Annotated in this window: 24 protein-coding genes; 19 read left to right on the top strand and 5 right to left on the bottom strand. The window is 63.3% G+C overall.

All coding sequences use genetic code 11. From position 1 onward, the window contains the following. The 6 genes from ACHHTY_RS06075 to ACHHTY_RS06050 all read left to right on the top strand — a co-directional run. Nucleotides 1-859, top strand: an 859-nt coding sequence (locus ACHHTY_RS06075; protein WP_395493210.1) for a radical SAM protein, incomplete at its 5' end; no start/stop codon positions are given. Nucleotides 860-1,160: 301 nt separating this feature from the next. Next, nucleotides 1,161-2,369: a type I glyceraldehyde-3-phosphate dehydrogenase gene (locus tag ACHHTY_RS06070; protein ID WP_395493209.1), complete on the top strand. Its 1,209-nt coding sequence runs from the start codon at nucleotides 1,161-1,163 to the stop codon at nucleotides 2,367-2,369. 124 nt (nucleotides 2,370-2,493) lie between these two features. Next, nucleotides 2,494-3,468 carry a KpsF/GutQ family sugar-phosphate isomerase gene (locus tag ACHHTY_RS06065; protein ID WP_395493208.1) on the top strand — a complete coding sequence of 325 codons (975 nt, stop codon included), beginning with the start codon at nucleotides 2,494-2,496 and terminating at the stop codon, nucleotides 3,466-3,468. Between the two features lie 369 nt (nucleotides 3,469-3,837). Continuing rightward, a complete protein-coding gene (locus tag ACHHTY_RS06060; protein WP_395493207.1) occupies nucleotides 3,838-4,404 on the top strand; it encodes a 4Fe-4S binding protein in 567 nt (188 codons plus the stop codon). Between the two features lie 16 nt (nucleotides 4,405-4,420). Continuing rightward, nucleotides 4,421-4,843, top strand: a complete 423-nt coding sequence (locus tag ACHHTY_RS06055; protein ID WP_395493206.1) for a hydrogenase iron-sulfur subunit — start codon at nucleotides 4,421-4,423, stop codon at nucleotides 4,841-4,843. Beyond that, nucleotides 4,840-5,508 carry a methylenetetrahydrofolate reductase C-terminal domain-containing protein gene (locus ACHHTY_RS06050; protein WP_395493205.1) on the top strand — a complete coding sequence of 223 codons (669 nt, stop codon included), beginning with the start codon at nucleotides 4,840-4,842 and terminating at the stop codon, nucleotides 5,506-5,508. Before ACHHTY_RS06055 ends, ACHHTY_RS06050 begins: the two co-directional genes overlap by 4 nt. 71 nt (nucleotides 5,509-5,579) lie before the next feature. Here ACHHTY_RS06050 and ACHHTY_RS06045 read toward each other — a convergent pair whose 3' ends face one another. Beyond that, entirely contained in the window at nucleotides 5,580-6,377 is a 798-nt protein-coding gene (locus tag ACHHTY_RS06045; protein WP_395493204.1) for a nitroreductase family protein, read from the bottom strand. Nucleotides 6,378-6,784: 407 nt separating this feature from the next. Between ACHHTY_RS06045 and ACHHTY_RS06040 the strand changes: the two genes are divergently transcribed. The 4 genes from ACHHTY_RS06040 to ACHHTY_RS06025 all read left to right on the top strand — a co-directional run bounded on the left by ACHHTY_RS06040 (nucleotide 6,785) and on the right by ACHHTY_RS06025 (nucleotide 10,195). Then, on the top strand, nucleotides 6,785-7,993 hold the full coding sequence (locus ACHHTY_RS06040) for a metallophosphoesterase (protein WP_395493203.1): 1,209 nt from the start codon (nucleotides 6,785-6,787) through the stop codon (nucleotides 7,991-7,993). Between the two features lie 82 nt (nucleotides 7,994-8,075). Beyond that, entirely contained in the window at nucleotides 8,076-8,912 is an 837-nt protein-coding gene (locus ACHHTY_RS06035; protein ID WP_395493202.1) for an alpha/beta hydrolase, read from the top strand. Nucleotides 8,913-8,920: 8 nt separating this feature from the next. Beyond that, nucleotides 8,921-9,664, top strand: coding sequence for an endonuclease/exonuclease/phosphatase family protein (locus ACHHTY_RS06030; RefSeq protein WP_395493201.1), 744 nt, complete (start codon nucleotides 8,921-8,923; stop codon nucleotides 9,662-9,664). Between the two features lie 246 nt (nucleotides 9,665-9,910). Beyond that, nucleotides 9,911-10,195 carry a DUF134 domain-containing protein gene (locus tag ACHHTY_RS06025; protein WP_395493200.1) on the top strand — a complete coding sequence of 95 codons (285 nt, stop codon included), beginning with the start codon at nucleotides 9,911-9,913 and terminating at the stop codon, nucleotides 10,193-10,195. Here ACHHTY_RS06025 and ACHHTY_RS06020 read toward each other — a convergent pair. Further along, a complete protein-coding gene (locus ACHHTY_RS06020) occupies nucleotides 10,189-10,593 on the bottom strand; it encodes a NifB/NifX family molybdenum-iron cluster-binding protein (RefSeq protein WP_395493199.1) in 405 nt (134 codons plus the stop codon). The genes ACHHTY_RS06025 and ACHHTY_RS06020 overlap by 7 nt on opposite strands. 555 nt (nucleotides 10,594-11,148) lie before the next feature. On the opposite strand from ACHHTY_RS06020, the gene ACHHTY_RS06015 reads away from it, so the two are divergent. The 9 genes from ACHHTY_RS06015 (at nucleotide 11,149) to ACHHTY_RS05975 (ending at nucleotide 21,009) form a co-directional block, all read left to right on the top strand. Next, nucleotides 11,149-13,488, top strand: coding sequence for an HD domain-containing phosphohydrolase (locus tag ACHHTY_RS06015; RefSeq protein WP_395493198.1), 2,340 nt, complete (start codon nucleotides 11,149-11,151; stop codon nucleotides 13,486-13,488). Further along, nucleotides 13,485-13,922: a hypothetical protein gene (locus ACHHTY_RS06010; protein WP_395493197.1), complete on the top strand. Its 438-nt coding sequence runs from the start codon at nucleotides 13,485-13,487 to the stop codon at nucleotides 13,920-13,922. Before ACHHTY_RS06015 ends, ACHHTY_RS06010 begins: the two co-directional genes overlap by 4 nt. 187 nt (nucleotides 13,923-14,109) lie before the next feature. Further along, nucleotides 14,110-14,790 carry an adenylate kinase gene (locus tag ACHHTY_RS06005; RefSeq protein WP_395493196.1) on the top strand — a complete coding sequence of 227 codons (681 nt, stop codon included), beginning with the start codon at nucleotides 14,110-14,112 and terminating at the stop codon, nucleotides 14,788-14,790. A gap of 217 nt (nucleotides 14,791-15,007) precedes the next feature. Beyond that, nucleotides 15,008-15,514 (top strand): 5-(carboxyamino)imidazole ribonucleotide mutase, encoded by a 507-nt coding sequence (gene purE, locus ACHHTY_RS06000; protein ID WP_395493195.1) that lies wholly within the window; start codon nucleotides 15,008-15,010, stop codon nucleotides 15,512-15,514. Continuing rightward, a complete protein-coding gene (locus ACHHTY_RS05995) occupies nucleotides 15,511-16,608 on the top strand; it encodes a 5-(carboxyamino)imidazole ribonucleotide synthase (protein ID WP_395493194.1) in 1,098 nt (365 codons plus the stop codon). The genes purE and ACHHTY_RS05995 overlap by 4 nt, the downstream gene beginning before the upstream one ends. A gap of 333 nt (nucleotides 16,609-16,941) precedes the next feature. Then, entirely contained in the window at nucleotides 16,942-18,048 is a 1,107-nt protein-coding gene (locus ACHHTY_RS05990; RefSeq protein WP_395493193.1) for an MlaE family ABC transporter permease, read from the top strand. Nucleotides 18,049-18,503: 455 nt separating this feature from the next. Then, the gene (locus ACHHTY_RS05985) at nucleotides 18,504-19,304 is read left to right on the top strand and encodes an ABC transporter ATP-binding protein (protein ID WP_395493192.1); all 801 of its coding nucleotides are present in this window, start codon (nucleotides 18,504-18,506) and stop codon (nucleotides 19,302-19,304) included. Continuing rightward, nucleotides 19,291-20,244 (top strand): MlaD family protein, encoded by a 954-nt coding sequence (locus ACHHTY_RS05980; RefSeq protein ID WP_395493191.1) that lies wholly within the window; start codon nucleotides 19,291-19,293, stop codon nucleotides 20,242-20,244. Before ACHHTY_RS05985 ends, ACHHTY_RS05980 begins: the two co-directional genes overlap by 14 nt. Before the next feature lie 99 nt (nucleotides 20,245-20,343). Then, nucleotides 20,344-21,009, top strand: coding sequence for an ABC-type transport auxiliary lipoprotein family protein (locus ACHHTY_RS05975; RefSeq protein WP_395493190.1), 666 nt, complete (start codon nucleotides 20,344-20,346; stop codon nucleotides 21,007-21,009). Nucleotides 21,010-21,090: 81 nt separating this feature from the next. Here the strand turns inward: ACHHTY_RS05975 and ACHHTY_RS05970 are convergent, their stop codons facing one another. From ACHHTY_RS05970 to uvrB, 3 genes are all read right to left on the bottom strand, one after another. Beyond that, on the bottom strand, nucleotides 21,091-22,608 hold the full coding sequence (locus tag ACHHTY_RS05970; protein WP_395493189.1) for an exodeoxyribonuclease III: 1,518 nt from the start codon (nucleotides 22,606-22,608) through the stop codon (nucleotides 21,091-21,093). 131 nt (nucleotides 22,609-22,739) lie between these two features. After that, nucleotides 22,740-23,438, bottom strand: a complete 699-nt coding sequence (locus ACHHTY_RS05965; RefSeq protein WP_395493188.1) for a lysophospholipid acyltransferase family protein — start codon at nucleotides 23,436-23,438, stop codon at nucleotides 22,740-22,742. Nucleotides 23,439-23,473: 35 nt separating this feature from the next. Beyond that, nucleotides 23,474-25,477: an excinuclease ABC subunit UvrB gene (gene uvrB, locus ACHHTY_RS05960; protein ID WP_395493211.1), complete on the bottom strand. Its 2,004-nt coding sequence runs from the start codon at nucleotides 25,475-25,477 to the stop codon at nucleotides 23,474-23,476. Nucleotides 25,478-25,535 lie beyond the last annotated feature (58 nt).

Below are 25,535 nucleotides of genomic sequence, written 5' to 3'. Positions count from 1 at the left end.
CGCTTGCGACATGTGCCCCCGCCGCTGCGGGGTCAACCGTCTGGCCGGGGAACTCGGCGTCTGCCGGACCGGGGCCCAAGCGGTGGTGGCCAGCTACGGCCCCCATTTCGGCGAAGAGGAACCCCTGGTGGGGCGGATGGGTTCCGGCACCATCTTTTTCAGCAACTGCAACCTGGGCTGCGTCTTCTGTCAGAATTACGAGATCAGTCACCTGGGTGCCGGTGAAGCGGTCACGGCCGCCGAACTGGCCGCGATGATGCTGGCCCTGCAGGACCAGGGCTGCGCCAATATCAACCTGGTCACCCCCAGCCACGTGGTGGCGCAGATTCTCGCCGCCCTGGAGATCGCCGCCGAGGGGGGCCTTAAACTGCCCCTGGTTTACAATTCCAGCGGTTATGACGCGGTGGAGACCCTGGCCCTGCTGGACGGGGTAGTCGATATCTACATGCCGGATTTCAAGTTCTGGGATTCGGCCAGCGCCCGCCGCTTAGCCAAGGCCCCGGACTATCCCCAACAGGCCCGGGCGGCCCTGCTGGAGATGCACCGCCAGGTCGGCGATCTCCAGCTTGACCGGCGGGGTCTGGCCCGGCGGGGCCTGCTGGTCCGTCACCTGGTGATGCCGGGCGGGACCGCTGAGAGCGAGGCAATCTTGCAGTTCATCGCCGATGAACTTTCTCCCGCCACCTATGTCAACATTATGGAGCAGTACCATCCCTGCGGCCAGGCCGGCAAATATCCCCCCCTGGACCGGCCCCTGGCGCCCGGTGAGTACGAGCGGGTCCTGGACGCCGCCCGCCGGGCCGGTCTTCGCCGCCTCGACGAACGGATCGGCGCTCGCCTGCTCCGGCGCCTGCCCTGAAAACCCGCCCCGCCGGCCGGAGTGGCCTTGTGGTCCGGCAATCCTGGGGAAACTTTCCCCCGGTGACTGATTATGGGTCTGGAGCGGGCCGGGATCAGGCGGCTCAGCAGGAGGTTGGCCCTGGAACAACCGCGGTCCACCTCCTGACCGGCACTTTATCCTTGCGGGCGAGCGCGACTTTTCGTATAATTTATGGTTTGTCGCTTTTGCCTGAATCAGGGGCAAAAGGTTTGGTGGCCCGGCGCTTGCGCGGGCTTCAATTGGAGTTCTCGCCAGTTAAATCCAAAGGAGATCGGTAACGATGAAGTTAGGGATCAACGGCCTCGGCCGGATCGGTAAGCTCTCTTTGTGGCATCATGTTTCCCGCAAATTCTTTGCCGAGATTGTGGTCAATGTCGGCCGCGAGGTCGGGACCTCGCTCAACGATATCGCCGGGATCATCGAGCGGGACAGCACCTACGGCCGCCTGGGGGCTTATCTGTATGGCTGCAAAGCCCCCGCCCGCCTGGTCGAAAACCTTGACGAAGCCGCCGGCACCATGACAGTGGACGGGATCCCGGTCAAAATCCTGCGCCAGTCCCGCGACCCCAAGGGGATTGCTTGGAAGGAGAACGGAGTCCGGCTGGTAGTGGACACCACCGGGGCCTTCACCGACCCCACCGTCGATGCCGACGACGCCCGGGGCGCTCTGCGCGGTCATCTCCAGGGCGGGGCGGAAAAGGTGCTGCTCTCGGCCCCCTTCAAAATCAAGCAGAAGGGCATCGAGATGCCCGCCGACGCGGTGACCACGGTGATGGGAATCAATGACGGAGATTACGACCCCGCCCGCCATGTCCTGGTTTCGGCCGCCTCCTGCACCACCACCTGCCTTTCTTTCATGGTCAAGCCCCTGCTTGATTATTTCGGGGCCGACAAGTTCCTGAGCGCCTCGATGGTCACCGTCCATGCCGCCACCGGCAGCCAGCCGGTACTCGACCGCCTGCCCAAGAGCGGAGCCACTGATCTGCGCAAGAACCGCAGCATCCTCAACAATATCATTCTGACCTCCACCGGGGCGGCCAAGGCCCTGCCCCTGGTGATTCCCGAAATGAAGCAGATCGGCTTCATCGCCGAATCGGTGCGGATTCCCACCTCCAGCGGTTCGCTGATCATCCTGGTGGTCAACTTCCAGGATGACGAGGGTCAGCCGATCAAGCGGGAGTTGATCAACAACGTTTACCGCGACTACGGCCGCCAGACCAGCTATCTCCAATACGCCGACGAGCAACTGGTTTCCAGCGACATCATAGGCAATCCCGCCGCCGCGGCGGTGATTGAAGGCCGGGAAACCCATACCCGGACCGCCAGCATCAGCGTCAACCTTGGCCAGTTCAACTGTGCCGGCGCTCCCGACCGGGTCGAGGTGCCGGTGACCCAGGCGGTGATCTATGGCTGGTACGACAACGAACTGGGCAGCTACACCAACATGCTCGGCGACCGGACGGTGAGCATCGCCGAGCAGCTGGTCTAAAAACAGCTTCAAGCCCGGCCGGGGCCGGCCTGGTGGTCGGCCCGCCGCTGTCGGCATGGAGCATCTTTAATATCTTCGAGGATTATTGGTCTTGGTCAACCTTGCCGAGCAAGAACAGGCTTCCATGAGTATCGAGCAGGCCCGCGAGGTTCTGCGGATCGAAGCGGAGGGGATTGTCGCCCTGATCGACCAGGTGGGGGAAAACTTCGCCCGGGCGGTGGAGTTGATCATGGCCTGCCCCAGCCGCCTGGTGATCACCGGCATCGGCAAGTCGGGGGTAATCGGTCAGAAGATCGCCGCCACCCTCAACAGCACCGGGACACCGGCTTTTTTCCTCCATCCGGTGGAGGCGGTCCACGGCGATCTCGGGATTGTTGACCCCCGGGACGTGATTCTGGCTATTTCGTACAGCGGCGAGACGGCGGAACTCAACCAGCTTTTGCCTACCCTGAAAAAACGGGGGGCCAAGATTATTGCCATGACCGGCCGGCCCGAATCGAGCATGGCCTCCGGGGCCGATGTGGTTCTGACCGTCACCGTGCCGCGCGAGGCCTGTCCCCTGGGATTGGCCCCCACCGCCAGCACCACCGCTTCCCTGGCCTTGGGCGATGCCCTGGCGGTAGTCCTGCTGAATCGAAAAAAATTCGATGCCCGCGCCTTTCGCCGCAATCATCCCGGCGGCAGCCTCGGGGAACGCCTCAAGGTCCGGGTGGCCGAGGTTATGCTGACCGGGGCTGAAATTCCGATGGTGGGGGTTGAAGCCAGCCTGGCCGAGGCGGTGGCGGAACTCAATCGCAAGAATCTCGGCGCGGTTCTGGTGATGGCCGCCGACGGCCGGGAAATGGCGGGTATTCTCACCGATGGCGATGTCCGCCGGACCCTGGCCGGTGCCGAGGATTTCGCCTCCCTCAGCCTGGCCCAGGTCATGACCGCCGGCCCCAAGAGGATCAGCGCCGATCTGCTGGCCGCCGATGCCCTGAGCATCATGCAGCGCTACGAGGTGACGGTGCTGCCGGTCACCGACGACGCCCGGCGCCTGGTCGGCATTCTGCATCTGCAGGATTTGCTCGGTAAAGGGGAATTCCGCTTCCTGGTATAATAAACTTGCAGCCGGGCAGATTGCCGTTGCCCGCGCAACTTTGCGGGCCGGCGGAACCGTTCCCGGTCTATGCACCAAGGTGGCAGCCGAGCCCCACCGTCGCTCCCCGGCACGGGTTGGGGCAAGATAAAAACGGTAAGTTTGGTTTGGCCCCGGCAGGGCTTTGGGGGAGTGAAACCTTGCCGCGGCCCGGTCGATTTTTTAGCAACGCAGCCGGGGAGGGCGGGGCGGGGACCGCCCGGCGGTTGACAAAGCCGCCCCTTTTCGTTAGCATGCGTGGCTGTTTTTTTTATGCTGTTCCGGCTCCGGGCCGGGGGCTGCGGCCTTCCCGGCCTGATCAGTTCATTCAGGTTAAACAGGGGAAAGTTTATGGCGATTACCAACAAAGAAATCAATGCGGCTTTCAGTGCCGAAGTAACGGCCTTGCCCGGCGGCGAGCATCTGAACAGCTGCTATTCCTGCGGGGCCTGCAGCGGGGCCTGCCCGGTCAGCCAGGCGATTCCGGACTTCGACCCGCGCCGGATCATTCATATGATCCGCCTGGGCCTCAAGGAGCAGCTTTTGACCTCCGAACTGGTTTGGTACTGCTCAAACTGCCGCAGTTGCGTTTTCGTCTGTCCCCAGGATGTCCGCTTTGCCGAGATTGTCTCCGCCTTGCGCAAGCTGGCTCTGGACCAGGGACTGCTCACCGAGCAGGACCTGCTCGATCAGGGCAAGTCCGCCTGGGTCGATCGGGATCAATGCGTCTCCTGCCTCACCTGTGTCAGGGTCTGCCCCTGGCGGATTCCGGTGATCGATGAAGGTGGCCGGGCTTATATCGACCCCAAGGAATGTCGGGCCTGCGGGATCTGTCCCGCCGAGTGTCCGGTCCAGGCTATCAATCTCAATGAATCCGCCGACGAGCGTTTGATTGCCGCCTGCGGCACCGACCGCTGAGGCCAGGGAGGGGAAAATGAGTTTTACGCCGAATCTGCAAGTTTTCTGCTGTCATTACACCTCCCAGCAGGCCTGCGCCGAGGGCCGGGAAGGCATGAGGGCCGACGGTTTTCCGGCCAACGCCAACATCAACCGCCTGGTCTGCGGCGGTAAGCTCCAGGTGTCCGTCCTGCTGGAAGCCTTTGAAAAAGGGGCCGACGGAGTCTGCGTGATCGCCTGCCCGCCCGACCAGTGCCATAACCTGATGGGCAGCCAGCGCGCGGCCCGGCGGGTTCTCGCGGTGCAAAAGGCGCTGGCGGAACTGGGGACCGAGGTCGGCCGGATTGAGATGTTTCACCTGGAGCGGGGTTTTCATCCCGAGTTTGTCCGGGTGACCCGGGAGATGAACGAAAAAATCACGGAACTCGGTCCGAGTCCGTTCAGGGGGGAACAATCATGATTATTGCCGAACGTAAGCCGATCAATGAAATCGTCGAGATGGTCCGGGATACCGAACGGGTTCTGGTGCTGGGCTGCCGGGGCTGCGTCTCGGTCTGTTCGGCCGGCGGCGAACGGGAAGTGGAGTTGCTTTGCTCCCTGATCCGCCTGGGCAAGCAGAAAGCCGGCCAACCGGGGGAGGTCTGGGGAGCCACCCTGGTCCGCCAGTGCGACAAGGAATACGTCGATGAGATCGACCAGTGGCAGGGCGAATATGACGCCATCGTTTCCATGGCCTGCGGGGTGGGGGTCAACTTCATCGCCAATCTGCGTCCCCTGGACCTGGTCTATCCGGCGGTCAACACCACTTTCTTCGGCGGTTCGGCCGAGCAGGGCGTCTGGAGCGAGCAGTGCGCCGGCTGCGGCGATTGCGTCCTCCATCTCACGGGGGGGCTGTGCCCGGTGGCCCGTTGCGCCAAGAGCCTGATGAATGGGCCCTGCGGCGGTTCGGTGGATGGCCGCTGCGAGATTCACCCGGAAGTGCTCTGCGTCTGGCAGGCCATCCATGACCGGCTCAGCCGTTTCGAGCGCCAAGAGGATCTTGCCCGGGTGGCCCCCATTCGGGACTGGCGCCCCGCCGGCCATGGTGGCCCCCGCCGAACCGTACGCGACGATCTGACCGTTTAGCCAAACGAGCGGACAGCTTGGGACTGGCTTTTTCCGGCGACGTGGCTCTTGTCACGGCGCCGGAAATTTTTCTAGCGCCAGATTACCTGCAGGGGCTTGCGCTGGGGAATGCGGGCGTAGCGGAACTTGGGGTAGCCCAGCATCAGGGCGCCGTGGACCAGATGATTTTCCGGCAGGTCCAGGGCGGCCATCAGGGGCGGGTGGTTGAAAGCGGCGCCCAGAAAGATCCCGGCCCAGCAGGTGCCGAGCCCTTGGCCGTGGGCGGCCAGATCGAGATAAGTTAGGGCGATGGTGCAGTCAATTTCCGGCTTCAGGGCTTTTTTATCGGCGTAGGCGACGACCAGGTGGGGGGCCCCGTGCAGTACCAGATCCCGGCCCTCCTGAACCCAGGCTCTGACCACTCCGGGGAAGGCTTGGTTTTCCTGCAGCCAGTCCACCACCAGGCCGATCAGCTTTTGCAGTTCGGCCGCTGATTCAATGACCAGCCACTTGGTGGGCTGGGCGTTTTTGGCCGAAGGGGCCCAGCGGCTGATGTCCAGCAATTCTGCCAGAACTTCCCGGGGCACCGGCTTGTCCTTGTAGGTACGAATGGACCGCCGGCTGCGGAGAAATTGGGCGGCTGCTTCCGGGGCGGGACCCAGCTTGCGGTTGACGGGCAGGCAAGTGGCCGGGCTCTGGCCCTTCAAGGTCAGGGCCCCGTGGGGGCAGACCGCCAGGCAGTGACCGCAGTCGATGCAGATCTTGGCCGCTGCCCGCCGGGCCGTGGGGAAGCCGCCGTCCTCGCTTTCGGCGATCAGACTGAAGGGGCATTCCGCCATGCAGATCCCGTCCCGTTTGCATTTGGTCCGATCTACGGATATCAATTCCATGGGTTTTGTTCCTTGGCAAAAGGTCTGAATAGTTAGACCGGGGCGGGTTTTCCATTGCCTGCCCGTAAATTGCCGCCATTCTACCCGTTCCCGCCGGGGAAAGCAACGGCGGGGCCGCAAATCGGCCGGCTTGCCCCAGGCGGCTCGAGCCTGGGCAACGGTTGATCTGAAGAGGCAGTTTGCCGGGACGGCGGCATTGGGGGGCGTTTTGGGGCGCGGTCGCCCATTTTGCCAACTGAGCACTGATCTTTAAGCTCCGGGGGACCGGCCAAGGCAGTTCGCGGCTCCTTGATTGGAGCTGCTTTGGAGATCGTTGTCACCATCAGCCCTCTTCCCGCCACCCCTTGGGTTCAACCTCATTTTGCCGGTGCAGTTGGGGGCCTGAAATGACCAGGTACAAATAGGTTATGCTGCTTTTTTTATCCGCTTTTTTTCTGGTTTATGGAAGTCTGCACTGGTTTTTTTATCGGTTGCTGACGGCGGCCTGGTCTCCAGGTCGCTGGCGGGGACCGTTGTTGCTCTTCCTGCTGCTGATGGTGCTGAGCCCGGTTCTGGTTCGGGCCCTGGAGCGGTGGGCAATGGAGGGGCCGGCTCTGTGGCTGGCCCATATCGGCTTTACCTGGATGGGTTTCATCTTTCTTTTTACGGTCTTGGCCTTGCTGCTGTTGCCGCTCCGCGGCTTGAGCGCCTGGCGCCGGGCCGCTGCCGCCGGCCGACTGCGCTTGCCGGGGGATCGGCCTGGTTCCGGCTTTCGCCTGGCGAGCCCGCGGGGAACTTTCGTGGCGGCCTTCCTTGTGGCCGTGTCCGCCAGTGCTTATGGTTATTGGGAAGCACGCGACATCAGGCTGGAACAGGTGCGGCTGGACAGCCCGAAAATGGCCGGCTTTGCCCCCGCCATCACGGCCGGCGGCGCCGAGGAACCAGCCGTCTGGCCACCGGCCCGGCCCTTGCGGATCGTCAAGATCACCGACCTGCACCTGGGGCTGCAGATCCGGGAACGGCGCCTGGCGCCGGTGCTGGAGGTGGTTCGCCGGGCCCGGCCGGATATCCTGGTGGCCACCGGGGATATCGTCGATGGCCAGGGGGACGGAATTGCCCACCTGGCGGAGCAATTCCGCCGCCTGGAAGCCCCCTTGGGCAAATTCGCCATTCTCGGTAATCACGAGTTTTATATCGGGGCCGCAACGGCGCAAAATTTTCTCGAGGAGGCCGGCTTTACCGTCTTGCGCGGGGAAATCATCGAGATCGGCGGCCGGTTGCGGATCGCCGGGGTGGACGACCGTACCGGCATCATGCTGGGCTTGACCCCGCCGGACCAGGAGGAACGTCTGCTGGCCGGCCTGGCGGCGGACACTTTCAATATTCTGCTCAAGCATCAGCCGGCCATCGAGCCAGGAGGGGTGGTGGATCTCCAGCTCTCCGGCCACATACACCGGGGCCAGATTTTCCCCTTCAATTTTTTTACCTGGTTGGCCTACCGGGTTCCCAGTGGTCTGAGCCGAGCGGCAGACGGGCGTTATCTTTATGTGGGACGAGGTGCCGGCACTTGGGGGCCGCCGATCCGGTTGCTGGCTCCGCCGGAGGTTACCCTGCTCGAATTGGGGGCAGAGATTTAAACGGGTGTCAGACGGACGGCGGCCCGTTTATGGCCGGGGTCACGGACAATATGCAGCGGTTACGGAGGATAGTTATACATTCATGGATATCAGAGAAATGAAGTATGAGAAACTGGACCACCCCGCCGTGGCGGCGGTGATTTTTTGCCCCCGGGAGGAATGGACCCCGCCGCCGGCAACGGCCTTCGACGTGGAAGTTGAAGTGGAGCCGGGTTTGACCCTGCCGTTGCGCTTTCACTTGGGGGCGGAGGATCCCGCGGCGCCCAACCTCCTCTTTTTTCACGGCAATGGCGAGGTGGCTGCCGATTACGACGAACTGGCCCCCCGTTTCAACGCCGCCGGGATGAACCTGGTGGTGGCCGAGTACAGAGGCTATGGCCGGGCCGGGGGCACCCCCTCGGTGGCCGCCATGATTGGTGATGCCCGCCTGATGTTGCCGGTGGTCCGGGATACCTTGCGCCAGCAGGGTAAAAGCGGCCGTTTGGCCCTGATGGGACGTTCGCTGGGTAGCGTGCCGGCCATCGACCTGGCGGTCAGTGCCCCGGCCGGAGAGGTTGAGGGTCTGATCATCGAAAGCGGGATTGCCCAGACCATACCTCTGCTCCTGGCCCAGGGCGTCGATGTCCAGGCCTGCGGGATCCACAGCGAGGCCGACGGTTTCTGCAATATTCAGAAAATCGCCCTCCAGCAGAAGCCCACCTATATTCTCCACGCCCAGCATGACGAAATCATTCCCCTGGGTCTGGCCGAGGCCCTCCAGGCCCACTGCGGGGCCCAGGCCAAGGAGTTTCAGGTGGTGCCGGGCGCGGGTCACAACAACATCATTGCCCGGGTCGGCGATCTCTATTTCCAGGCCCTGGCCCGCTTTTGCCGCAAGCTCGGCCAACCGCCGCGGCGCAAAAAACCGGGCGTGCGGTGAGGGCCGCCATGCGCTTACGAATCATGTCCTATAATATTCATCGGGCCATCGGGGTCGACCGGCTTTTCCGGCCCGAGCGGATCGCCCGGATCATCAAGCACCACGAACCCGATCTGCTTTTGCTGCAGGAGGTCGATGTCGGGGTGCCCCGTTCCCGCAACCTGAACCTGGCCGAGGAACTGGCCGGCCTCTGCGATTATCCCCATTGGGCGGTGGGGCTTAACGTTGCCTTGAGCCAGGGCCACTACGGCAACGCCACCCTGAGCCGTTTCCCCATCAGCAGCGAGCGCAATATCGACCTGACCATGCCCGGCCACAAGGCCCGCGGTTGCCTTTTTACCGCCGTTGAGCTGGATGGCGAGCAGGGGGCCGCCATGACCCTGCCGGTATTCAACCTCCACCTGGGTCTATCTTTCCACGAACGGCCCAAGCAGGTCGGTGTGCTGGTCAAGACCCCCGAGTTCGCCGCTCTGGGCCCTGAAGAGCCCTGCATCGTGGCCGGCGATTTCAACGACTGGTTCACCCGCCTGGCCCCGATGTTTACCGAAATCATGGGTTTCCGCTGCGCTTCCAGTCACCAGGAAAATTTCCAGAGCCCTTACCTGACCTATCCCTCCTTTTCCCCTACCGGCGGCCTGGACAAGATTTTCGTTCGCGGTCCAATGGAGATTATCAAGCGCAAGCGCTGCCGGATGCAAATCTCGAAAATCGCCAGCGATCACCTGCCGGTCCTGGCCGATTTTGCCTGGTGAGCGATTCTGTCCTGGTCTGAACCGGTCCCGATGAAGGAACCCCAGACCGGCTGCAACCTCATCCTGTTGTGCTGTCCGTCATCTGTCATGATCGCCCGTTGGGGGAGGCGGCTGGGCCGGGGGGCGCACCGGTTGATCGCCTCACCGGGCAAAGCTGCGCTTGCCCTCAGGCGCCGTTTCTGGTTATCTGGGCGGGACAGGGCGCCTTACTATCTCTCAGGGCGGCCAAACGCCGGACCGAAAAAAATGCCGAGACCCAAAAAAAACCGCCATTGCCAGGTAACGCCCTGTCCCAAGGCCTTCAAACCCAACCGGATCCCCATGGACCGTTTGGAGCGGATTCCTCTGGCCGCCGACGAACTGGAAGCTTTGCGCCTTTGTGACCTGGAGGGTTTCACCCAGGAGGAAGCCGGCCGTTGCATGGGAGTCTCCCGGGGAACGGTCCAGCGGATTCTGGCCGCGGCCCGGCACAAGGTGGCCCGGGCCCTGGTGGAAGGAGCGGCCTTGATTATTGACGACGATCTTCAGTGAGCATGGCCGTGGCATTTTCCGTGGGCCTGGCAAGCCTGGGACGGATCCATCCGGGGCAAACGGTCGGCGATAAAATCGCGGACCAGATCCTCGATCCTTTGCTCGGCTTGGCGAACGGCGAAGTGAACGTTAATGCCCTGCTCAGCAAATCCTTGCAGGGGGCGGGCCCCGATTCCCGCGACCACGATGGCGTCCACTCCGTGTTGCCGCAGGAGATGGACCGGACCCATGCAGCCCCCGGCCCCATGGGCTTCGTTGATCAGGGTGTCCACCGCGCTGATCTTACCGTGCTCGATATCCACCAGGGTAAACAGGTCGCAATGACCAAAATGTTCCGAGCGTTCACCGGTAAGGCCGCCGGGATGGTTGGAAGGTACCGCGATGCGTTTTTTGTCCATGGAATAAACCTCTTGTTTGATTTTTGCTTGGCGGGCAACCCCGCGGGTCGGTCACAATGGCTAAACCAGGGGATCGGACGTCGAAACCTGCCGGGTCGGACAGTCCCAATCCTGGGCCGTCAGCGTTTTGAACATATGCACATAATAGATCGCTCGCTGCGGCTGTCAAGTTATAACTCGGTCCTTCCACTGACAATATTGCGAAAAGACCTGAACCCTGTGGTGCGGTAAGGATGCAACAATAAGTCGCGGAGGGGGTTGGGGGAGGCGATTCGCTGGTCCTTCAGGCCAGGATGCTGCAATCAGCCAGCGAGTTAGAGCCCTGGAGCGGGGCGGATTGGCGGGATTGTCGGGCGCTTGTTGCAAGGGGCTGCCTGATGCGGCTCAGTCCGGGTCCTTGTTGTTGACTGTCAGGGCCGGGAAATATATCTTCAGTTTAAATTGGCCCCCGTTGGCCGGCTGGTCAGGAGATAAACAGTTCATTCATCCAGTCGGCCAGGCTCCTGCCGGGAGAGAAGGGCGCCGACATCCGCGAGGGATAATAAAGAAAAGCCCATGAACAACCACCCACCTGCCGGTGTATTTTCCTACAATCGGGTGATCGTGGCCCTGGTGGCGGTGATGCTGACCACCCTGGCGGTGATCGACTACACCATTATCCAGCAGCAGCGTCGGGGCCTGATGGCCCAGATCCACGAGCGGGCCGGCGAGGAACTGGCCCAGGCGGCGACCTTCATGACCGAGCCGCTGCTCCGGTACCGTTTTTCCGATATCGAACTCTTCATTCAGCAGTGGTCCGCCAACAACAGCGAGGTGGTGCGCTTTGCCGCCCTGACGCCCCAGGGCCACACCCTCACGGTTTTTGAGCGGCCAACGGATTCGCCCCATCTTTTGGTCCAGGAAAGGCGGATTGAATTTGAAGGCAGCCACCTGCTGACCCTGGTGCTGGAGAAGGATTATGGCCCGGCGGAAAAGATCCTGGCCCAATTGCGCCAGCGGCTGGTGCTGACCTCGCTCTTCATCTCCGCCGCCCTGGGCCTGACCCTCTGGCTGGTATTCCGTTATCTGGCCATCCGTCCCCTGGAGCAGGAGGTTTTGCGCCGGCGGCGGGCGGAAGCGGAACTGGTTGACGCCAACCAACTGCTGGAGGAGCGGGTGCAAGAGCGGACCCGGGAGATCGCCGGCCTGCTGGAGCGGGAAAAATATCTGCGGGAAATCATGCAGACCGTGGCCGATATCAACGGCCTGCTGATCACCGCCCCCGACCTGGAAGCCTTGTTGGGCAAGGCCTGCCTCCGATTTGTTCGCCATGGCCATTATCGTTTTTGCTGGATCGGCCTGCTGGGCAAGGAGGGGCTTACCGCGATTTACGACTCCCGGCCCGACCAATCGGTCCTGGCGCCGGGGCCCTATGCCCTGGCTGAGGGACCGAACCCCTTCTACCACCATCCGGCCGCGGTCTCGTTGCGCCAGAACCGGACTGTAACCACCCCGCAGGCCGATTACCCCTTCTCGCAGCCGCCCTGGCTCGAGCAGGGGGCGATCGCCGACTTTGCCCAGGTTGTCGCAATCCCTCTGCGCTCGGGTGGCGACCAGCCGCCGCTGGGAGTGCTGGCGGTTTACACCTGGCGCCGGGAGGGTTTCGAGCCCGAGGAGATCGCCATGCTGGAAGAACTGGCCGGCGACCTCGGTTTTGCCATTGCCTCTTTCCGCCAGCGGCAGGAAGTGGCCCGTCTCACCGCCGAACGGACGGCCAATTACGAGGAAACCATTTTTTCCTTCGTAGATATGATCGAGCAGCGCGATACCTATACCGCCGGCCATACCGAACGGGTATCTTATTACAGCCGGCGTATCGCCCGGGAAATGGGCTTGTCGGCGGAGGAAAGTCATCGCCTTATGCGGGCCGCCTCCCTGCATGACATCGGCAAGATCGCCACCCCCGACGCGGTGCTGCTCAAACCAGGCAAACTCGATGCCCTGGAGCATGATCTCATCAAGCTCCACGCCGTCGCCGGCTACGAGATGCTCTCCAATATCGAGATGTACAAGGATCTGGCCGCAATCATTCTCCACCATCATGAAAGATTTGACGGCAACGGCTATCCCGACCGCCTCAAGGGCGAGGAAATTCCCCTGCTGGCCCGGATCCTAAGCGTCGCCGATGCCTTCGACGCCATGACCACCAACCGGGTCTACAAACCCCGCAAGGAACTGGCGGCGGCCCTGGAGCAACTGCGGAAGGGCAGCGGCGGCCAGTTTGATCCGGTGGTGGTCGCCGCGGCTCTCAAAACCCTGGATCGGGTGGCGGCCCCCGAGGTTCTGGCCGCCGAGCCGGAGTCCGATCGCTTCTGTTCCAGGCACCGGGCCTTGTGCGGGGTGACCCAGACCCCGGTTACCGAGATGGAACGGAAGCGGTTTTCCTATTTCTTCAATGACCGCTTGACCGGCCTCTTCAACGAGGATTATCTCAAGGCGGTGGTCCGCAACAACCAGGAGGATTATACTTACCGGTGCCTCCATGTCCTGCACCTGCAGGGGATTAAGGTTTACAACAAGCAGCAGGGCTGGGAAAAAGGCAATCTGCTGCTCAAGTATTTCGCCGACGAATTGAAAATCCAGTTCCCGGAGGACTTGCTCTTTCGGGTTTACGGCAATGATTTCGTCGTCATCTCGCGGGAGCATCAGCCGCTGGGCGCCAAGGAGCTGGCATCATTTGCCTGCCTGCGGGGCACCAGGCTCCAAGTCGTTCCCCATCACCTTGACCTGGTCCGGGATGGCAAGTATACCATTGATAAGCTGGAAAAAATCGAACTGCGCGGCGCGGCAACCGGGAGCCCCGAACCGGGGCGGGACCTTAGGGGTTTTATTCAAGCAAAAGAGGAGGGAAAATGATGTACAAGGGAATTCTGGGGTTTATGGCCGCCTTTTTGTTGGCGACGGCTGGTCTGGCGGCACCGCTGACGGCCGCGGAAAACCGGGAGTGCCGCAAGCTTGCCGCCCCGGTGAGCGGGGAGGCTCGGAAATATTCGGTCACGGCCGACATCTACGAATTCATGGCCTTTCCCGATATCCCCTGTGCAGTCTATTGGCGCAACAACGAGTTGTGCGCCACCGAACTCTCGGCCTTTCAGTTCAGCGCCAAGGTCTTTGACTTTGGCGGCGGCGGGGAGATTCTGATGACCGAGGCCTATTTTGTCGTTGCCGCGCCCGGCGAGCCCCTGCCCCTGGCCTTTGCCGACCGGGAAGAGGCAACGGAGTTCATCACCCGGAGCGGTGGCGGTGAAATTCTTGACTATGGCCAGTTGCTGGACCACTCCTTTGACTGAGAAGCAGCTGTGCCTCCTCCGGGGCCTTCCGGTCCGCTGGGCCGGGCAGATGGGCGCTCCGGCCTGCCGCCCGGGGCGCCCGCTTTTTATTTGGCATTAGCCGCGCCGTGGTTTATAGTTGCCCTCGTTCATGAAGCGGATTTAGCCGTTTTTTCTTCCAAAACCACCACAGAGAAGGAGTGAGCCGATGAACATTCTGGTATTCGGACCCAATGGCAGCGGCAAAGGCACCCAGGGTGCCATTGTGCAGAAAAAATACGGGATGCCCCATATCGAATCGGGCGCAATTTTTCGCCAGAATATCGGGGGCGGCACCGAGTTGGGCAAGAAGGCCAAGGAGTATATCGACCGTGGCGACCTGGTTCCCGATGACATCACGATCCCGATGATCCTCAACCGGCTCCGGGAAGATGACTGCAAGCAGGGCTGGATCCTGGACGGTTTTCCCCGCAACAAGGTGCAGGCCGAAACCCTGGCCAAGGCCCTTACCGAGGCCGGCATGAAGCTCGATTACGTGGTTGAAATCGTGCTGCCCCGCGATGTCGCCAAGTTGCGGATCACCGGCCGGCGGCTCTGCGTCAATGACAACAACCATCCCAACCATATTGCCTTTGACGCCATCAAACCGGTGGAAAAAGAGGGCAAACTGGTCTGCCGGGTTTGCGGGGGAGATCTCAAGACCCGGCCCGACGATCAGGATGACGCGGCCATCGACAAGCGCCACGATATTTATTATGACGAGAACACCGGCACCATGGCCGCGGTCAATTTCTTCAAGGGCCTGGGCGGGGGCACCAAGGTGATTTCGATTGATGGTGGGCCTTCCATCGGCGAAGTGACCGAAGCGATCATGCAAGAACTGAACTGATTTGCCGTGTTCCGATCCCCAGCCGATCCCCGTCCTGGGCGGGTGATCGGCTTTTTTTATCGCCGGCGGCCGCGGTTGGAAGGCGCCGGATCCGGGGATCGGTATGGCAGATATTAGCTTTTCCCGGGGCCATAAGTTTACTATAATTCCGCCTGTTCCAGTCTTGGCTAAGGGGCGTAATTTTCCCGGTTTTGCTCGGCAGACAAAGGAGTCGAAGATGAAAACAGCGGTCGGAGTAATCATGGGGTCTCGCAGTGACTGGGAGACCATGCGGCATGCCGCCGAAACCCTGGAGCAACTCGGCATCGCCCACGAAGTCCGGGTGGTTTCGGCTCATCGGACCCCGGAATTATTGTTTGAGTATGCCGCCACCGCCAAGGAGCGGGGGCTTGAGGTGATTATCGCCGGAGCCGGCGGAGCGGCCCATCTGCCCGGCATGGTGGCGGCCCGCTGTTCCTTGCCGGTGCTGGGAGTGCCGGTCCAGTCCAAGGCGTTGAACGGCCTTGACTCCCTGTTGTCCATCGTCCAGATGCCCGCCGGGATTCCGGTGGGGACCCTGGCCATCGGGCCGGCCGGGGCCAGGAACGCGGCCCTGCTGGCTGCCGCCATCCTGGCCAATAAGTATGCCCCGGTGGCGGAGGCCCTGGAGCAATTCCGCCGCCGGCAGACCGATACGGTCCTGGCCGATCCCGATCCCCGCCGGCCGCTGGAGGCAAAATCATGAAGGTGGGGATCATCGGAGCCGGGCAGCTGGGGCGGATGATGGCCCTGGCCGGTTATCCCCTGGGCCTGGAGTTTGAAATGCTCGACCCCAATCCCCGGGCCTGCGGCGGCCAGGTCGCCCCCCTGACCGTGGCGGCCTTCGATGACCGGGAGGCCCTGGCGGCCCTGGCGAGCCGGGTGGACCTGGTTACCTTTGAATTTGAAAATGTTCCGGTGGCGGCGATGGAATTTCTGGCCGGCCAGGTGGAGGTTTTCCCCCGGCCGCCGGTGCTGGAGACCGCCCAGGACCGCCTGCGGGAAAAGGAGTGTTTTCGCCAACTGGCCATCCCCACCCCGGATTATCGCCCGGTGGAGAGCCGGGCTGAACTCGAAGCGGCGGTGGCCGAGCTGGGGCTGCCGGCGGTGCTGAAAACCCGCCGTTTCGGCTACGATGGCAAGGGACAATTCATTCTGCGCCAGCCCGGTGATCTGGAACCCGCCTGGGCTGCCCTGGGCGGGGCGCCCCTGATCCTGGAAGCCTTTGTCCCTTTTGGCCGGGAAGTTTCTTTGGTGGCGGCCCGGAGCCGCGCCGGCGGCATGGTTTTTTATCCCCTGGCGGAAAATATCCACCGCGATGGGATCTTGCGTCTTTCCCAAGCTTGCAGCGCCGATCCCATGCAGGCCCTGGCCGAGGAATACACCCGGCGGGTGCTGGAGCATTTTGCCTATGTCGGGGTTATGGCCTTCGAGTTTTTCCAGGTCGCCGACGGCCTGGTGGCCAACGAAATCGCTCCGCGGGTCCATAATTCCGGCCACTGGACCATCGAGGGCAGCGAAACCTCTCAGTTTGCCAATCATCTGCGAGCCATCCTCGGCTGGCCCCTGGGAAGTCCGGAGCTCCTGGGCCAGGTGGCGATGCTGAACTTCATCGGCGAGCTGCCGGCCGTCCCAGCCCTGCTGGGCGAGCCCCATCTCCATGTCCACGCCTACGGTAAATCCCCGGCTCCCGGGCGCAAGGTCGGCCACGCCACCCTCTGCCTGCCCCCGGCGGCGGATTTGCCCGGGGCCCTGCGACTGCTCCTGCCCCGGGTAAACCTTCCCGCCCTGCTCGATTGACCAAGCCTGACGCTATTGAGCGCCGCTCCCGCCCTGGGCATCCCGTGGCCGGCCGGCGGTATTTTGCCGCTCAGGGTAATTGAGGCTTCAATTTACGGTCTCCCGCAGGGACGTTTGCTCGCTTGCCCCTCCCTGGTAGTTGCAGTACGAGCTTTGCTCGGGGCTGGCCCGGGAGGCCAAATTGATTATTTTTTGGTGGCCGCCTGTGCTAGAATAGGCATATTTTGGTAATTTAGAGCCCGGGATGATGCATTTCCCGGTCCCCCGGCCCCGCCTGGGCCGGCAAATCCGCCATAAAGTCCGGCCGCCGCCGGCCCACGGTGACCGACCGCCATGCCACGTCCCCAAATACAATCCGCTTCCGACGGCCGCCTCAGTCTGACCGGTTCGTGGACCCTGCGGGAACTGACCCCGGGCCTGCCGGAAATCAGAGTCCGGCTGGCCTCGGTTCCGCCCGATACCCCTTGGAGCTTGCAGGAGCTGGAGCGTCTGGACAGTTTCGGGGCCCTGTTGCTTTGGCGCAGCTGGGGGGGGCGCTGGCCCCGCAACCTGGAAATAAAAGAGGATTGGCGGGCGGTCATTGCCGCGGTGGCGGAGCAAAGCGCCACCGAGTTGCCCGAGGCCGCTCCCTTTGGCCCTTTGGATGCCCTGCTGGTGCTGGGGCAGGCGGTCATTTCCTTTCTGCGCCAGCTCCTGGATTTTCTTGCCCTTTTCGGCCGACTCTGGCTGGACCTGCTTTTCCTGCTGGGGCGCCCCCGCCAATGGCCCCTGAAGGAAATTTCGGCCAACTTCTATAAGGTCGGGGCCAAGGCCATGCCGGTGGCCGCCCTGGTCGGCTTCCTGATCGGGGTGGTGCTTTCTTATCTTTCGGCGTTGCAGCTCAAGGCCTTCGGGGCGGAGATGTTTCTGATCGATATCCTGGGTCTGGGCATCATCCGGGAATTGGGGCCGGTACTGGTGGCCCTGCTGGTGGCCGGCCGTTCCGGTTCGGCGATGACCGCCCAGCTGGGAGTGATGCGGGTCACCGAAGAGATTGATGCCTTGGCGGCCATGGGCATTTCCCGCTCGGTCCGCCTGGTCCTGCCTAAGGTTCTGGCTCTGAGTCTGGCCATGCCCCTGCTGGTCCTTTGGAGTTCCGCCGTCGCCCTGTTCGGGGGCATGGTTTCGGCCCGGATTCAACTGGGGATAAGTTTCGGCTATTTCCTGGAAACCCTGCCCCGGGTGGTGCCGGTGGCCAATCTTTATATCGGGCTGGGCAAGGGGGTGGTATTCGGGGTGTTGATCGCGCTGGTGGCCTGTCATTTCGGCCTGCGGATCAGGCCCAATACCGAAAGCCTGGCCGCCAATACCACCGCCTCGGTGGTCACCTCCATTACCTTGGTAATTCTGGTGGATGCGGTTATCGCCGTGGCCACCCGCAGCATCGGGGTCCCGCTGTAATGAAAAACGGGGTGCAGCACCGCATCTTGCGGCGATCAGGCCGGCTTTGCATAGCAGACTATGCGGCGCCGCCCTGCTTGCCGCAACCTGCGGCGCTGCACCCCGTTTTTCGCCGGGGTTTGCCGGGGCGGTAATAGTGTCTGGGTGACGGCAGTGGTTGGGGTGAAAAGATAAGCGGTCCGTTGGGCCGGTCGCAGCACCGCATCTTGCGGCGATCAGGCCGGCTTTGCATAGCAGACTATGCGGCGCCGCCCTGCTTGCCGCAACCTGCGGCGCTGCGCCCCGTTTTTCGCCGGGGTTTGCCGGGGCGGCAATAGTGTCTGGGTGACGGCAGTGGTTGGGGTGAAAAGATAAGCGGCGTGCGGGGCCCTTGGCCGGTAGGTCTTGCTGGGGAGGTGGGGAAGTCGGAGAAGAGTTTGTTGGCTGGTGACTTGAAGCGGGAGGAAGGGATTGCTATGCTGAAAGGTGGTGAGTCCGGGGCGGTGGTGACGGTGCGGGGCTTGGTCAGTCGTTTTGGGACCAACCTGGTGCTGGACGGGATCGACCTGGCAATCATGGCCGATGAGATCGTGGCCCTGGTGGGCGGATCGGGCAGCGGCAAAACTACCCTGCTGCGCCATATCATCGGCTTGAGCCGGCCCGCCGCCGGAGAGGTTTTCTTGTTCGGGGAGCCCCTGTTTGCCGGAGATTACCTGGCCCAGCAGGCCCGCCGCCGCCGTTTCGGGGTGCTGTTTCAGCACGGGGCGCTGTTCTCCGCTCTCAATGTGGCGGAAAATATCGCTTTTCCGCTGCGGGAACTCCGGGTGGCCGGAGAAGAGGAGATCCGGGCCCTGGTCGCCCACAAGCTGGCCCTGGTGGAACTGGAGCCGGAGCATGCCCTGCTGATGCCGGCCGAGCTTTCGGGGGGAATGGTCAAAAGGGTGGCCCTGGCTCGGGCCCTGGCCCTGGAACCGGAATTGCTCCTGCTGGACGAACCCACCGCCGGGCTGGATCCGGACCGCAGCGCCGCCTTTGTCGCCCTGATCCGCCGGCTGCACCGGCAACTGGGAATCACCGTGATCCTGGTCACCCACGACGTGGCCACGGTGAACGCTCTGGCCGGCCGGGTGGCGGTGCTGGCCGAGCGGCAAATCATCAGCGCCGTTACCCTGGAGGAGACCATGCGGCTGGAACATCCCTTCATCCGGCGTTTTTTTGGCGAAGCGACAGGGGTAAAACCTCCGGCCGCGAGGAGTGAGGCAGATGGAAAACCGTAGTCACGCCATTGCTGCCGGGATTTTTGCCCTGGCCCTGGGAGCGGCCATGGTTCTGGCCTTCTGGTGGTTTGCCGATGACCGGGAGGCCACCCGGGAATATATCCTGGTTTCGCCCGGTAATATCGGCAGTCTCAATGTCCAGGCCACGGTCCGTTTTCGGGGGATGGCGGCGGGCAAGGTTACCGCCATCAACCTGGACCCGGATGACCCCCGCAACATCCTGGTGACCATCACCATTCGCGAGGATCTGCCCCTGACCATGGGAACCAGGGCGATGCTGGACAGCCAGGGCGTGACCGGCATTGCCTTCATTCAACTGGATGATTTCGGGGAAGATCCCCGGCCGCTGGTTGGTGAGCCGGGCCGGCCGCCTCGCTTGCTCCTGGAGCCGAGCATCTTCACCCGGATCACCGAGGCCACCCTGGCCGCCATGCAGGGCCTGGAAGCCATTGCCCACCACCTGGGCAGCCTGATGACGGATGAAAATCGGGAGCGTTACGGGGAGATGCTGGCCCGGCTGGAATCGATAGCGACCGGGATCGACCAGGCCCTGGCGGGCATGCCGGCCACCCTGGCCGCGGTTCAGGAACTGGCCAGCCCGGAAAATCTGGCCCATATAACGACCCTGCTGGCCCATTTCGAGCAGGCCGGGGCGGAGGCCGTGCCGGCGGTGCAGGAATTGCGGGAATTGCTGGCCTCGCTGGCGGTCATGAGCACCCGGCTTGAAACCACGGTGGATCAGGTCGGGGGCGAGCTGGTGCGGGCCGGCGATCAACTGGTTGAGGGAACTCTACCCCAGGTTGACGGCCTGCTGCGGGAGCTGGCGGTCAGTTCCCGGCGCCTGGGCCGGCTGCTGGAGGAAATCGAGACCGAACCCCAGGTTCTGTTGCGGGGCCGGGCCCAGCCCGAACCGGGGCCGGGCGAAGCCGGTTTTCAATAGGGACCCAAGTTTCGCCAAGCTGGCGTCTTGCCGGGGGCCGGGGCCCAGAAAACCGAGGCGGCGGCCTTCTTACCGAAAAATAGCACGAGGGTTGAACAGATGCGATTCTGGCTGGTGATTTCGGTGGCCCTGTTTTTCCTGGCCGGTTGCGGCGTGGTGGCCTCGCCACCCCCCCGGGCCGCGGTCTATGACCTGCGTCTGTCCGAGGAGAGCGGGGATTGGGCGACTCGGCCGCAAGCCCTGGAGAACCGCGGCCCCGCGGTCTGTCCGGCGGCCTTGAGCCTGGAAGTTGCGGCGCCTTCCTGGCTGCAGGGGCGAGCTATGCAGTACCGCCTGGAATACCGGGATGTCAATCGCCGCCAATCATACCTGGAAAGTCGTTGGGCGGCGGAACCGGCGGAGATGGTGGCTCTGGCTTTGGAGCGGTTTTTTACCGCTCCCGGGGTCGCGGCCGCGTCCTCCCCCGGCTTGACGGTCGCAGCTCCTTGCCGACTGCGTCTTGCGCTGGATGAATTCGTCCAGGTTTTTGTTTCCGGCCAGGAGAGTTACGCCCTGCTGGTGGTGCGGGCCGAATTGCGGCCCCCGGGGGGAGAAAGCCTGGTTCGGGAGGAGTTCGTGGTCCGCCAGGTCACCCCGACTCCCGACGCGGCCGGCGGGGTTGCCGGCCATCGGTTGGCCTTGCAACTGCTGGCCGCCGAACTGCAAAGCTGGCTTGCCGTTGTCGGGCCGGCAACCGGTTGTGCTTGCCGGGCCACCACTCCTTGAGGTTTATGGCGGTTCGTTGTCGCCACCTTTGCCTGGCCTGAGGCCGGCAGGATCAGGCCGGGGAGCGGGTGCTGGCGGCCTTCACCGCAGGAGCAGCTCCACCGGGCAATGATCCGAGCCCATGATTTCCGGTCGAATCGTCGCTTCCTCGACCCGTTGCCGGCTGGCGCCGTCGATGCAGAAGTAATCTATTCTCCAGCCGACATTGCGCTCCCGGGCCCCGCCCCGGTAACTCCACCAGGTGTAGTTGCCCCCTTCCTGATTGAAAAGCCGGAAAGTGTCGATAAACCCGGCCGCCAGTAATTGATCCATCCAGGCCCGTTCGGGCCGGGAAAAGCCCGGACTTTTTTCGTTCTCCCGGGGCCGGGCCAGGTCAATTTCCCGGTGGGCCACGTTGAGATCGCCGCAGATCACCACCGTTTTTTGGCGCGCCAGGGCGCGGGTGAACTCCAGGAAGTGGCGGCAGAAATCAAGCTTGTAGGAGAGGCGGGCCAGCTCCGGCTGAGCGTTGGGCAGATAGGCGTTGACCAGGTAGAAGTCGGCAAACTCCAAAGTCAGCACCCGCCCTTCCTGGTCATGTTCTTCCTGCCCCAGGCCGTACAAAACGTTAACGGGGGCGAGCCGGCTGTAGATCGCCACCCCGGCATAACCCGGGCGCCGGGCCGGCAGCCAGTAGGCCGTGTAGCTCGGCAGGCTTTGCACCTCCTTGGGCAGTTGTTCGGGGTGGGCTTTGATTTCCTGCAGAGCCAGCAGATCGGGGTCCAGATCAGCGACAATCTCGCCGAAGCCCTTCTTGGCGATGGCCCGCAGGCCGTTGACGTTCCAGGAAACCAGTTTCAAGGGGGGCACCGGCCGGCGGGAGTCGGCCAAGTCCGCCTGCTCGGGGCCGGCGCTCCGAGGGCCGCTGAGCTTGCTGTCGGGGCGGGGGTCGGCGGCTTTAGGCGGCTTGCGGGGTTTGACCCCGATCCGGGGGCAGAGATCATAAAGCGGGCAGCGATCGCAGTGGGGGGCGACGGGTCGGCAGATTTCCTGCCCGAAGGCGACCAGCAGGGCATTGATCCGGCGCCAGTAGCGGGGCGGCAATTTGGCCCGCAGGGCCATTTCGGTGGCCAGAGGCGTGGCGGTTTGGACGTAGCCCCAGATATTCATGATCCGGTGGACGTGGGTGTCAACGCAAATCGCCGGCTGCTCAAAGGCCACCGCCGCCACCAGGTTGGCGGTCTTGCGGCCCACCCCCGGCAGCCGTACCAGTTCTTCCACCGTCGCCGGAATCCGGCCCTGGAACTGTTCTGCGATCACCCCCGGCAGCCGGGCCAGGTAGCCCGCCTTGGTGCGAAAAAAGCCCACAGGGTGGATCAGGCGAGCCAGTTGGGCCTCGGATAGTTTGGCCAGACCGGCCAGATCCGGGGCCCTGGCGAAAAGGCGGGCCGCAGCCTGGGCCGTGGTTTCGTCCTTGGTCCGGGCCGACAGGATGGTCGCCACCAGAACCTTGTACGGGTCGCGGGTTTGCACCGCGATCAGGTCGACCACCGGCACCCGGTAGTGGGGGACCTCGGCTTCCAGGCGGCTCACCGCCTCATCCAGGCTGAATTCTGTCATTTTCGCTTATCACCTTGTGGCGACAGGTTTTGCTGAGGATCGGGATTCCGGCCTCCCGCGCCGGGCTTGCCTTAACTCTCCAGCGGGGGCCGCGCTAGGACTGCCGGGGGATCTTGCTCGCCGGCCCTGGTTTAATGGGCCCGGCGGCCAAATTGCTGCCAGGCGGCCGCGTAAAGTTCGTTTAACCGTTTTTCCAGTTCCCGGCGGTAATTTTCCAGGTCAGCGCCTTTGATGCCGGCGGGGACCGCCAGGGGGGGGCCGTAATGGTAGCTGATCCGAGCCCCCGGTTTGGGGATCACGGTCCGGTCCCAGGAGCGGAGAACCCAGGCCCGGTCCGCTGCCCAGGCTGAAGGGAGAATGGGCGCGCCGGTGCGCGAGGCCAGGAGGATCGCCCCGGCCTGGGCGATCCGGGCCGGCCCCTGGGAGCCGTCGGCAATGATCCCGGCATTGGCCCCCCCCTTGACCTGGGCGATCATCGCCTTGAGAGCCGCGACCCCGCCCCGGCTGCGGGAGCCCCGCACCATCTCCGCGTCCATCAACCGCAAGGCTCCGCTGAGCAGTTCGGCGTCATCGCTGGCGGAAACCATCAGCACCCAGCGGGCCCGGGGGGCCAGTTTTTTTTGCTGGCAGCGGACCTGGTGCAGATGAAAAAAAACCGCGTAGTGCCAGCAGGCCGAAATGAAGGGCTGCCGCGCCAGGCCGGCCCGCAGGTGTTCCAGACCGTGGGTTCGCACCCGGCAAGTGGCGAACAGGCCCCGGCTGACCAGGTGATAGAGCGGGGGGGCCAGACGCCGGGCCAGACTTTGCAGATAGGGATTTTTGATGGCCATTAAACTTCCGTCCTCAATTGAGATTGCCCTCCGGGTTACCAGTTGAGTTCAACTTCTTTGAGGACCTTGATCCGGTCCCGCAATTCGGCCGCGTCTTCGAAGGCCAGTTCCCGGGCCGCCTCCTGCATCGCCTTTTCCAGCTCCTTGATTTCCCGCCGCAGTTCCGCCAGGCTCTGGAAGGTGGGTTGTTCCTCTCCCGCCAGCGGAGTTGCGATTTCCACGGGGGCGTAATCCTGCTCGTAGATGCTGGCCATGATGTCCTTGATCCGGGAGCGGATGGTGGTGGGGGTGATGCCGTGCTCCCGGTTGTATTCAGCCTGGAGGGCCCGGCGCCGCCGGGTTTCGGCGATGGTCCGGGCCATGGCCTCGCTGATCCGGTCCCCGTAAAGGATCACCAGGCCTTCGGCGTTGCGGGCCGCCCGGCCGCAGGTCTGGATCAGGGAGCGCTCGCTGCGCAGAAAGCCTTCCTTGTCGGCGTCCAGCACCGCCACCAGGGAAACCTCGGGGATATCCAGGCCTTCACGCAGGAGGTTGATCCCTACCAGAACGTCGTACTCGCGCCGGCGCAGATCCCGGAGCAACTCCATCCGTTCCAGGGTCTTGATGTCGGCATGGAGATAGCGGACCCGGACCCCGAGGTTGGCGTAATATTCGCAGAGATCCTCGGCCATCCGCTTGGTCAGGGTGGTGATCAGAACCGCTTCGTCCCGTTGGGCCCGGAGGCGGATTTCGGCCAGCAGATCATCCACCTGGCTTTGGGCCGGCCGCACTTCAATGGCCGGGTCCATCAGGCCGGTGGGCCGAATAATCTGCTCGACCACCCGCCCGGCCGCCATTTCCAGCTCGTAGTCGCCGGGAGTGGCCGAGACGTAGATCGCCTGGTTGAGCCGGGCCGCGAACTCTTCGAACATCAGGGGACGGTTGTCCAGGGCCGAGGGCAGGCGGAAGCCGTATTCCACCAGGGTTTCCTTGCGGGAGCGGTCACCCCGGTACATGCCCCGCACCTGGGGGATGCTGACGTGGGACTCGTCGACGAAGAGGATGAAATCGTCGGGGAAATAGTCGAGCAGGGTGGGTGGCGGGGCCCCGGGCGGCCGGCCGGTGAAGTGGCGGCTGTAGTTCTCGATCCCATTACAGTAGCCCAACTCCTGGATCATTTCAAGATCGAAGTTGGTCCGCTGCTCCAGGCGTTGGGCTTCCAGCAGGCGATGCTGTCCCTCCAGTTCGGCCAGGCGCTCCTTGAGCTCGGCCCTAATGGTCTTAATCGCCTGCTGCTGGCGATCCCGGGAGGTGACGAAGTGGCTGCCGGGGAAGATCGTCGCTTCCTGCAGTTCCTGGTGGATTACCCCGCGCAGGGGGTCCACCACCCGCAGGGCCTCGATGGTGTCGCCGAACAGTTCCACCCGCAGAGCCCGTTCTTCTTCATGGACCGGAAAGATTTCGATCACATCCCCCCGGACCCGGAAGGTGCCGCGGTGGAAGGAGTAATCGTTGCGCTCGTAGAGCATGTGAACCAGGCGGCGCTGGATTTCAGCGGGGGGGTAATCCTCGCCGCATTTGAGGGCCAGGTGCATGTTCAGGTACTCTTCCGGCGAGCCCAGGCCGTAAATGCAGGAGACCGAGGCGACGATGATTACGTCGCGGCGGGTCAGCAGGGCCCGGGTGGCGCCGTGGCGCATCTTGTCGATGGTATCGTTGATGGCCGAGTCCTTCTCGATGTAGGTGTCGCTCTGGGGTATATAGGCCTCGGGCTGGTAGTAGTCGTAGTAACTGACGAAATATTCCACCGCATTGGCGGGAAAGAGTTCCTTGAATTCGGAGTAGAGCTGGGCGGCCAGGGTCTTGTTGGGGGCCAGGATCAGGGCCGGCCGGTTGGTGGCGGCGATCACCTGGGCCATGGTGAAGGTCTTGCCCGAGCCGGTCACCCCCAGCAGCACCTGGTGGCGCACCTCCTGTTCGATCCCCCGGCTCAGCAGTTCGATGGCCCGGGGCTGATCCCCGGCAGGGCTGAATTCGCTGGTCAGCTCAAACATAAGGATCCTGCCGGATCGCCAGGCCGGATGATGGCGCCATGAGCCGGTAAACAGATCGCGATAC

This window comes from Desulfurivibrio nitratireducens (genome assembly GCF_044068515.1).
Classification (GTDB): domain Bacteria; phylum Desulfobacterota; class Desulfobulbia; order Desulfobulbales; family Desulfurivibrionaceae; genus Desulfurivibrio.
The sequence above is the reverse complement of the archived record's forward strand: the minus strand, read 5'-3'. Positions and strand labels throughout refer to the sequence as shown.

Coding starts and splice junctions, on each gene's coding strand:
- ACHHTY_RS05995 (WP_395493194.1), top strand. CDS start 15,511: ATGAAGGTGGGGATCATCGGAGCCGGGCAGCTGGGGCGGATGATGGCC.
- ACHHTY_RS06010 (WP_395493197.1), top strand. CDS start 13,485: ATGATGTACAAGGGAATTCTGGGGTTTATGGCCGCCTTTTTGTTGGCG.
- ACHHTY_RS06055 (WP_395493206.1), top strand. CDS start 4,421: ATGAGTTTTACGCCGAATCTGCAAGTTTTCTGCTGTCATTACACCTCC.
- ACHHTY_RS06035 (WP_395493202.1), top strand. CDS start 8,076: ATGGATATCAGAGAAATGAAGTATGAGAAACTGGACCACCCCGCCGTG.
- ACHHTY_RS06070 (WP_395493209.1), top strand. CDS start 1,161: ATGAAGTTAGGGATCAACGGCCTCGGCCGGATCGGTAAGCTCTCTTTG.
- ACHHTY_RS06065 (WP_395493208.1), top strand. CDS start 2,494: ATGAGTATCGAGCAGGCCCGCGAGGTTCTGCGGATCGAAGCGGAGGGG.
- ACHHTY_RS05990 (WP_395493193.1), top strand. CDS start 16,942: ATGCCACGTCCCCAAATACAATCCGCTTCCGACGGCCGCCTCAGTCTG.
- ACHHTY_RS05965 (WP_395493188.1), bottom strand. CDS start 23,438: ATGGCCATCAAAAATCCCTATCTGCAAAGTCTGGCCCGGCGTCTGGCC.
- ACHHTY_RS05975 (WP_395493190.1), top strand. CDS start 20,344: ATGCGATTCTGGCTGGTGATTTCGGTGGCCCTGTTTTTCCTGGCCGGT.
- ACHHTY_RS06005 (WP_395493196.1), top strand. CDS start 14,110: ATGAACATTCTGGTATTCGGACCCAATGGCAGCGGCAAAGGCACCCAG.
- ACHHTY_RS05980 (WP_395493191.1), top strand. CDS start 19,291: ATGGAAAACCGTAGTCACGCCATTGCTGCCGGGATTTTTGCCCTGGCC.
- ACHHTY_RS06060 (WP_395493207.1), top strand. CDS start 3,838: ATGGCGATTACCAACAAAGAAATCAATGCGGCTTTCAGTGCCGAAGTA.
- ACHHTY_RS06040 (WP_395493203.1), top strand. CDS start 6,785: ATGCTGCTTTTTTTATCCGCTTTTTTTCTGGTTTATGGAAGTCTGCAC.
- ACHHTY_RS05985 (WP_395493192.1), top strand. CDS start 18,504: ATGCTGAAAGGTGGTGAGTCCGGGGCGGTGGTGACGGTGCGGGGCTTG.
- ACHHTY_RS06045 (WP_395493204.1), bottom strand. CDS start 6,377: ATGGAATTGATATCCGTAGATCGGACCAAATGCAAACGGGACGGGATC.
- ACHHTY_RS06015 (WP_395493198.1), top strand. CDS start 11,149: ATGAACAACCACCCACCTGCCGGTGTATTTTCCTACAATCGGGTGATC.
- ACHHTY_RS05970 (WP_395493189.1), bottom strand. CDS start 22,608: ATGACAGAATTCAGCCTGGATGAGGCGGTGAGCCGCCTGGAAGCCGAG.
- ACHHTY_RS06050 (WP_395493205.1), top strand. CDS start 4,840: ATGATTATTGCCGAACGTAAGCCGATCAATGAAATCGTCGAGATGGTC.
- purE (WP_395493195.1), top strand. CDS start 15,008: ATGAAAACAGCGGTCGGAGTAATCATGGGGTCTCGCAGTGACTGGGAG.
- ACHHTY_RS06025 (WP_395493200.1), top strand. CDS start 9,911: ATGCCGAGACCCAAAAAAAACCGCCATTGCCAGGTAACGCCCTGTCCC.
- ACHHTY_RS06030 (WP_395493201.1), top strand. CDS start 8,921: ATGCGCTTACGAATCATGTCCTATAATATTCATCGGGCCATCGGGGTC.
- ACHHTY_RS06020 (WP_395493199.1), bottom strand. CDS start 10,593: ATGGACAAAAAACGCATCGCGGTACCTTCCAACCATCCCGGCGGCCTT.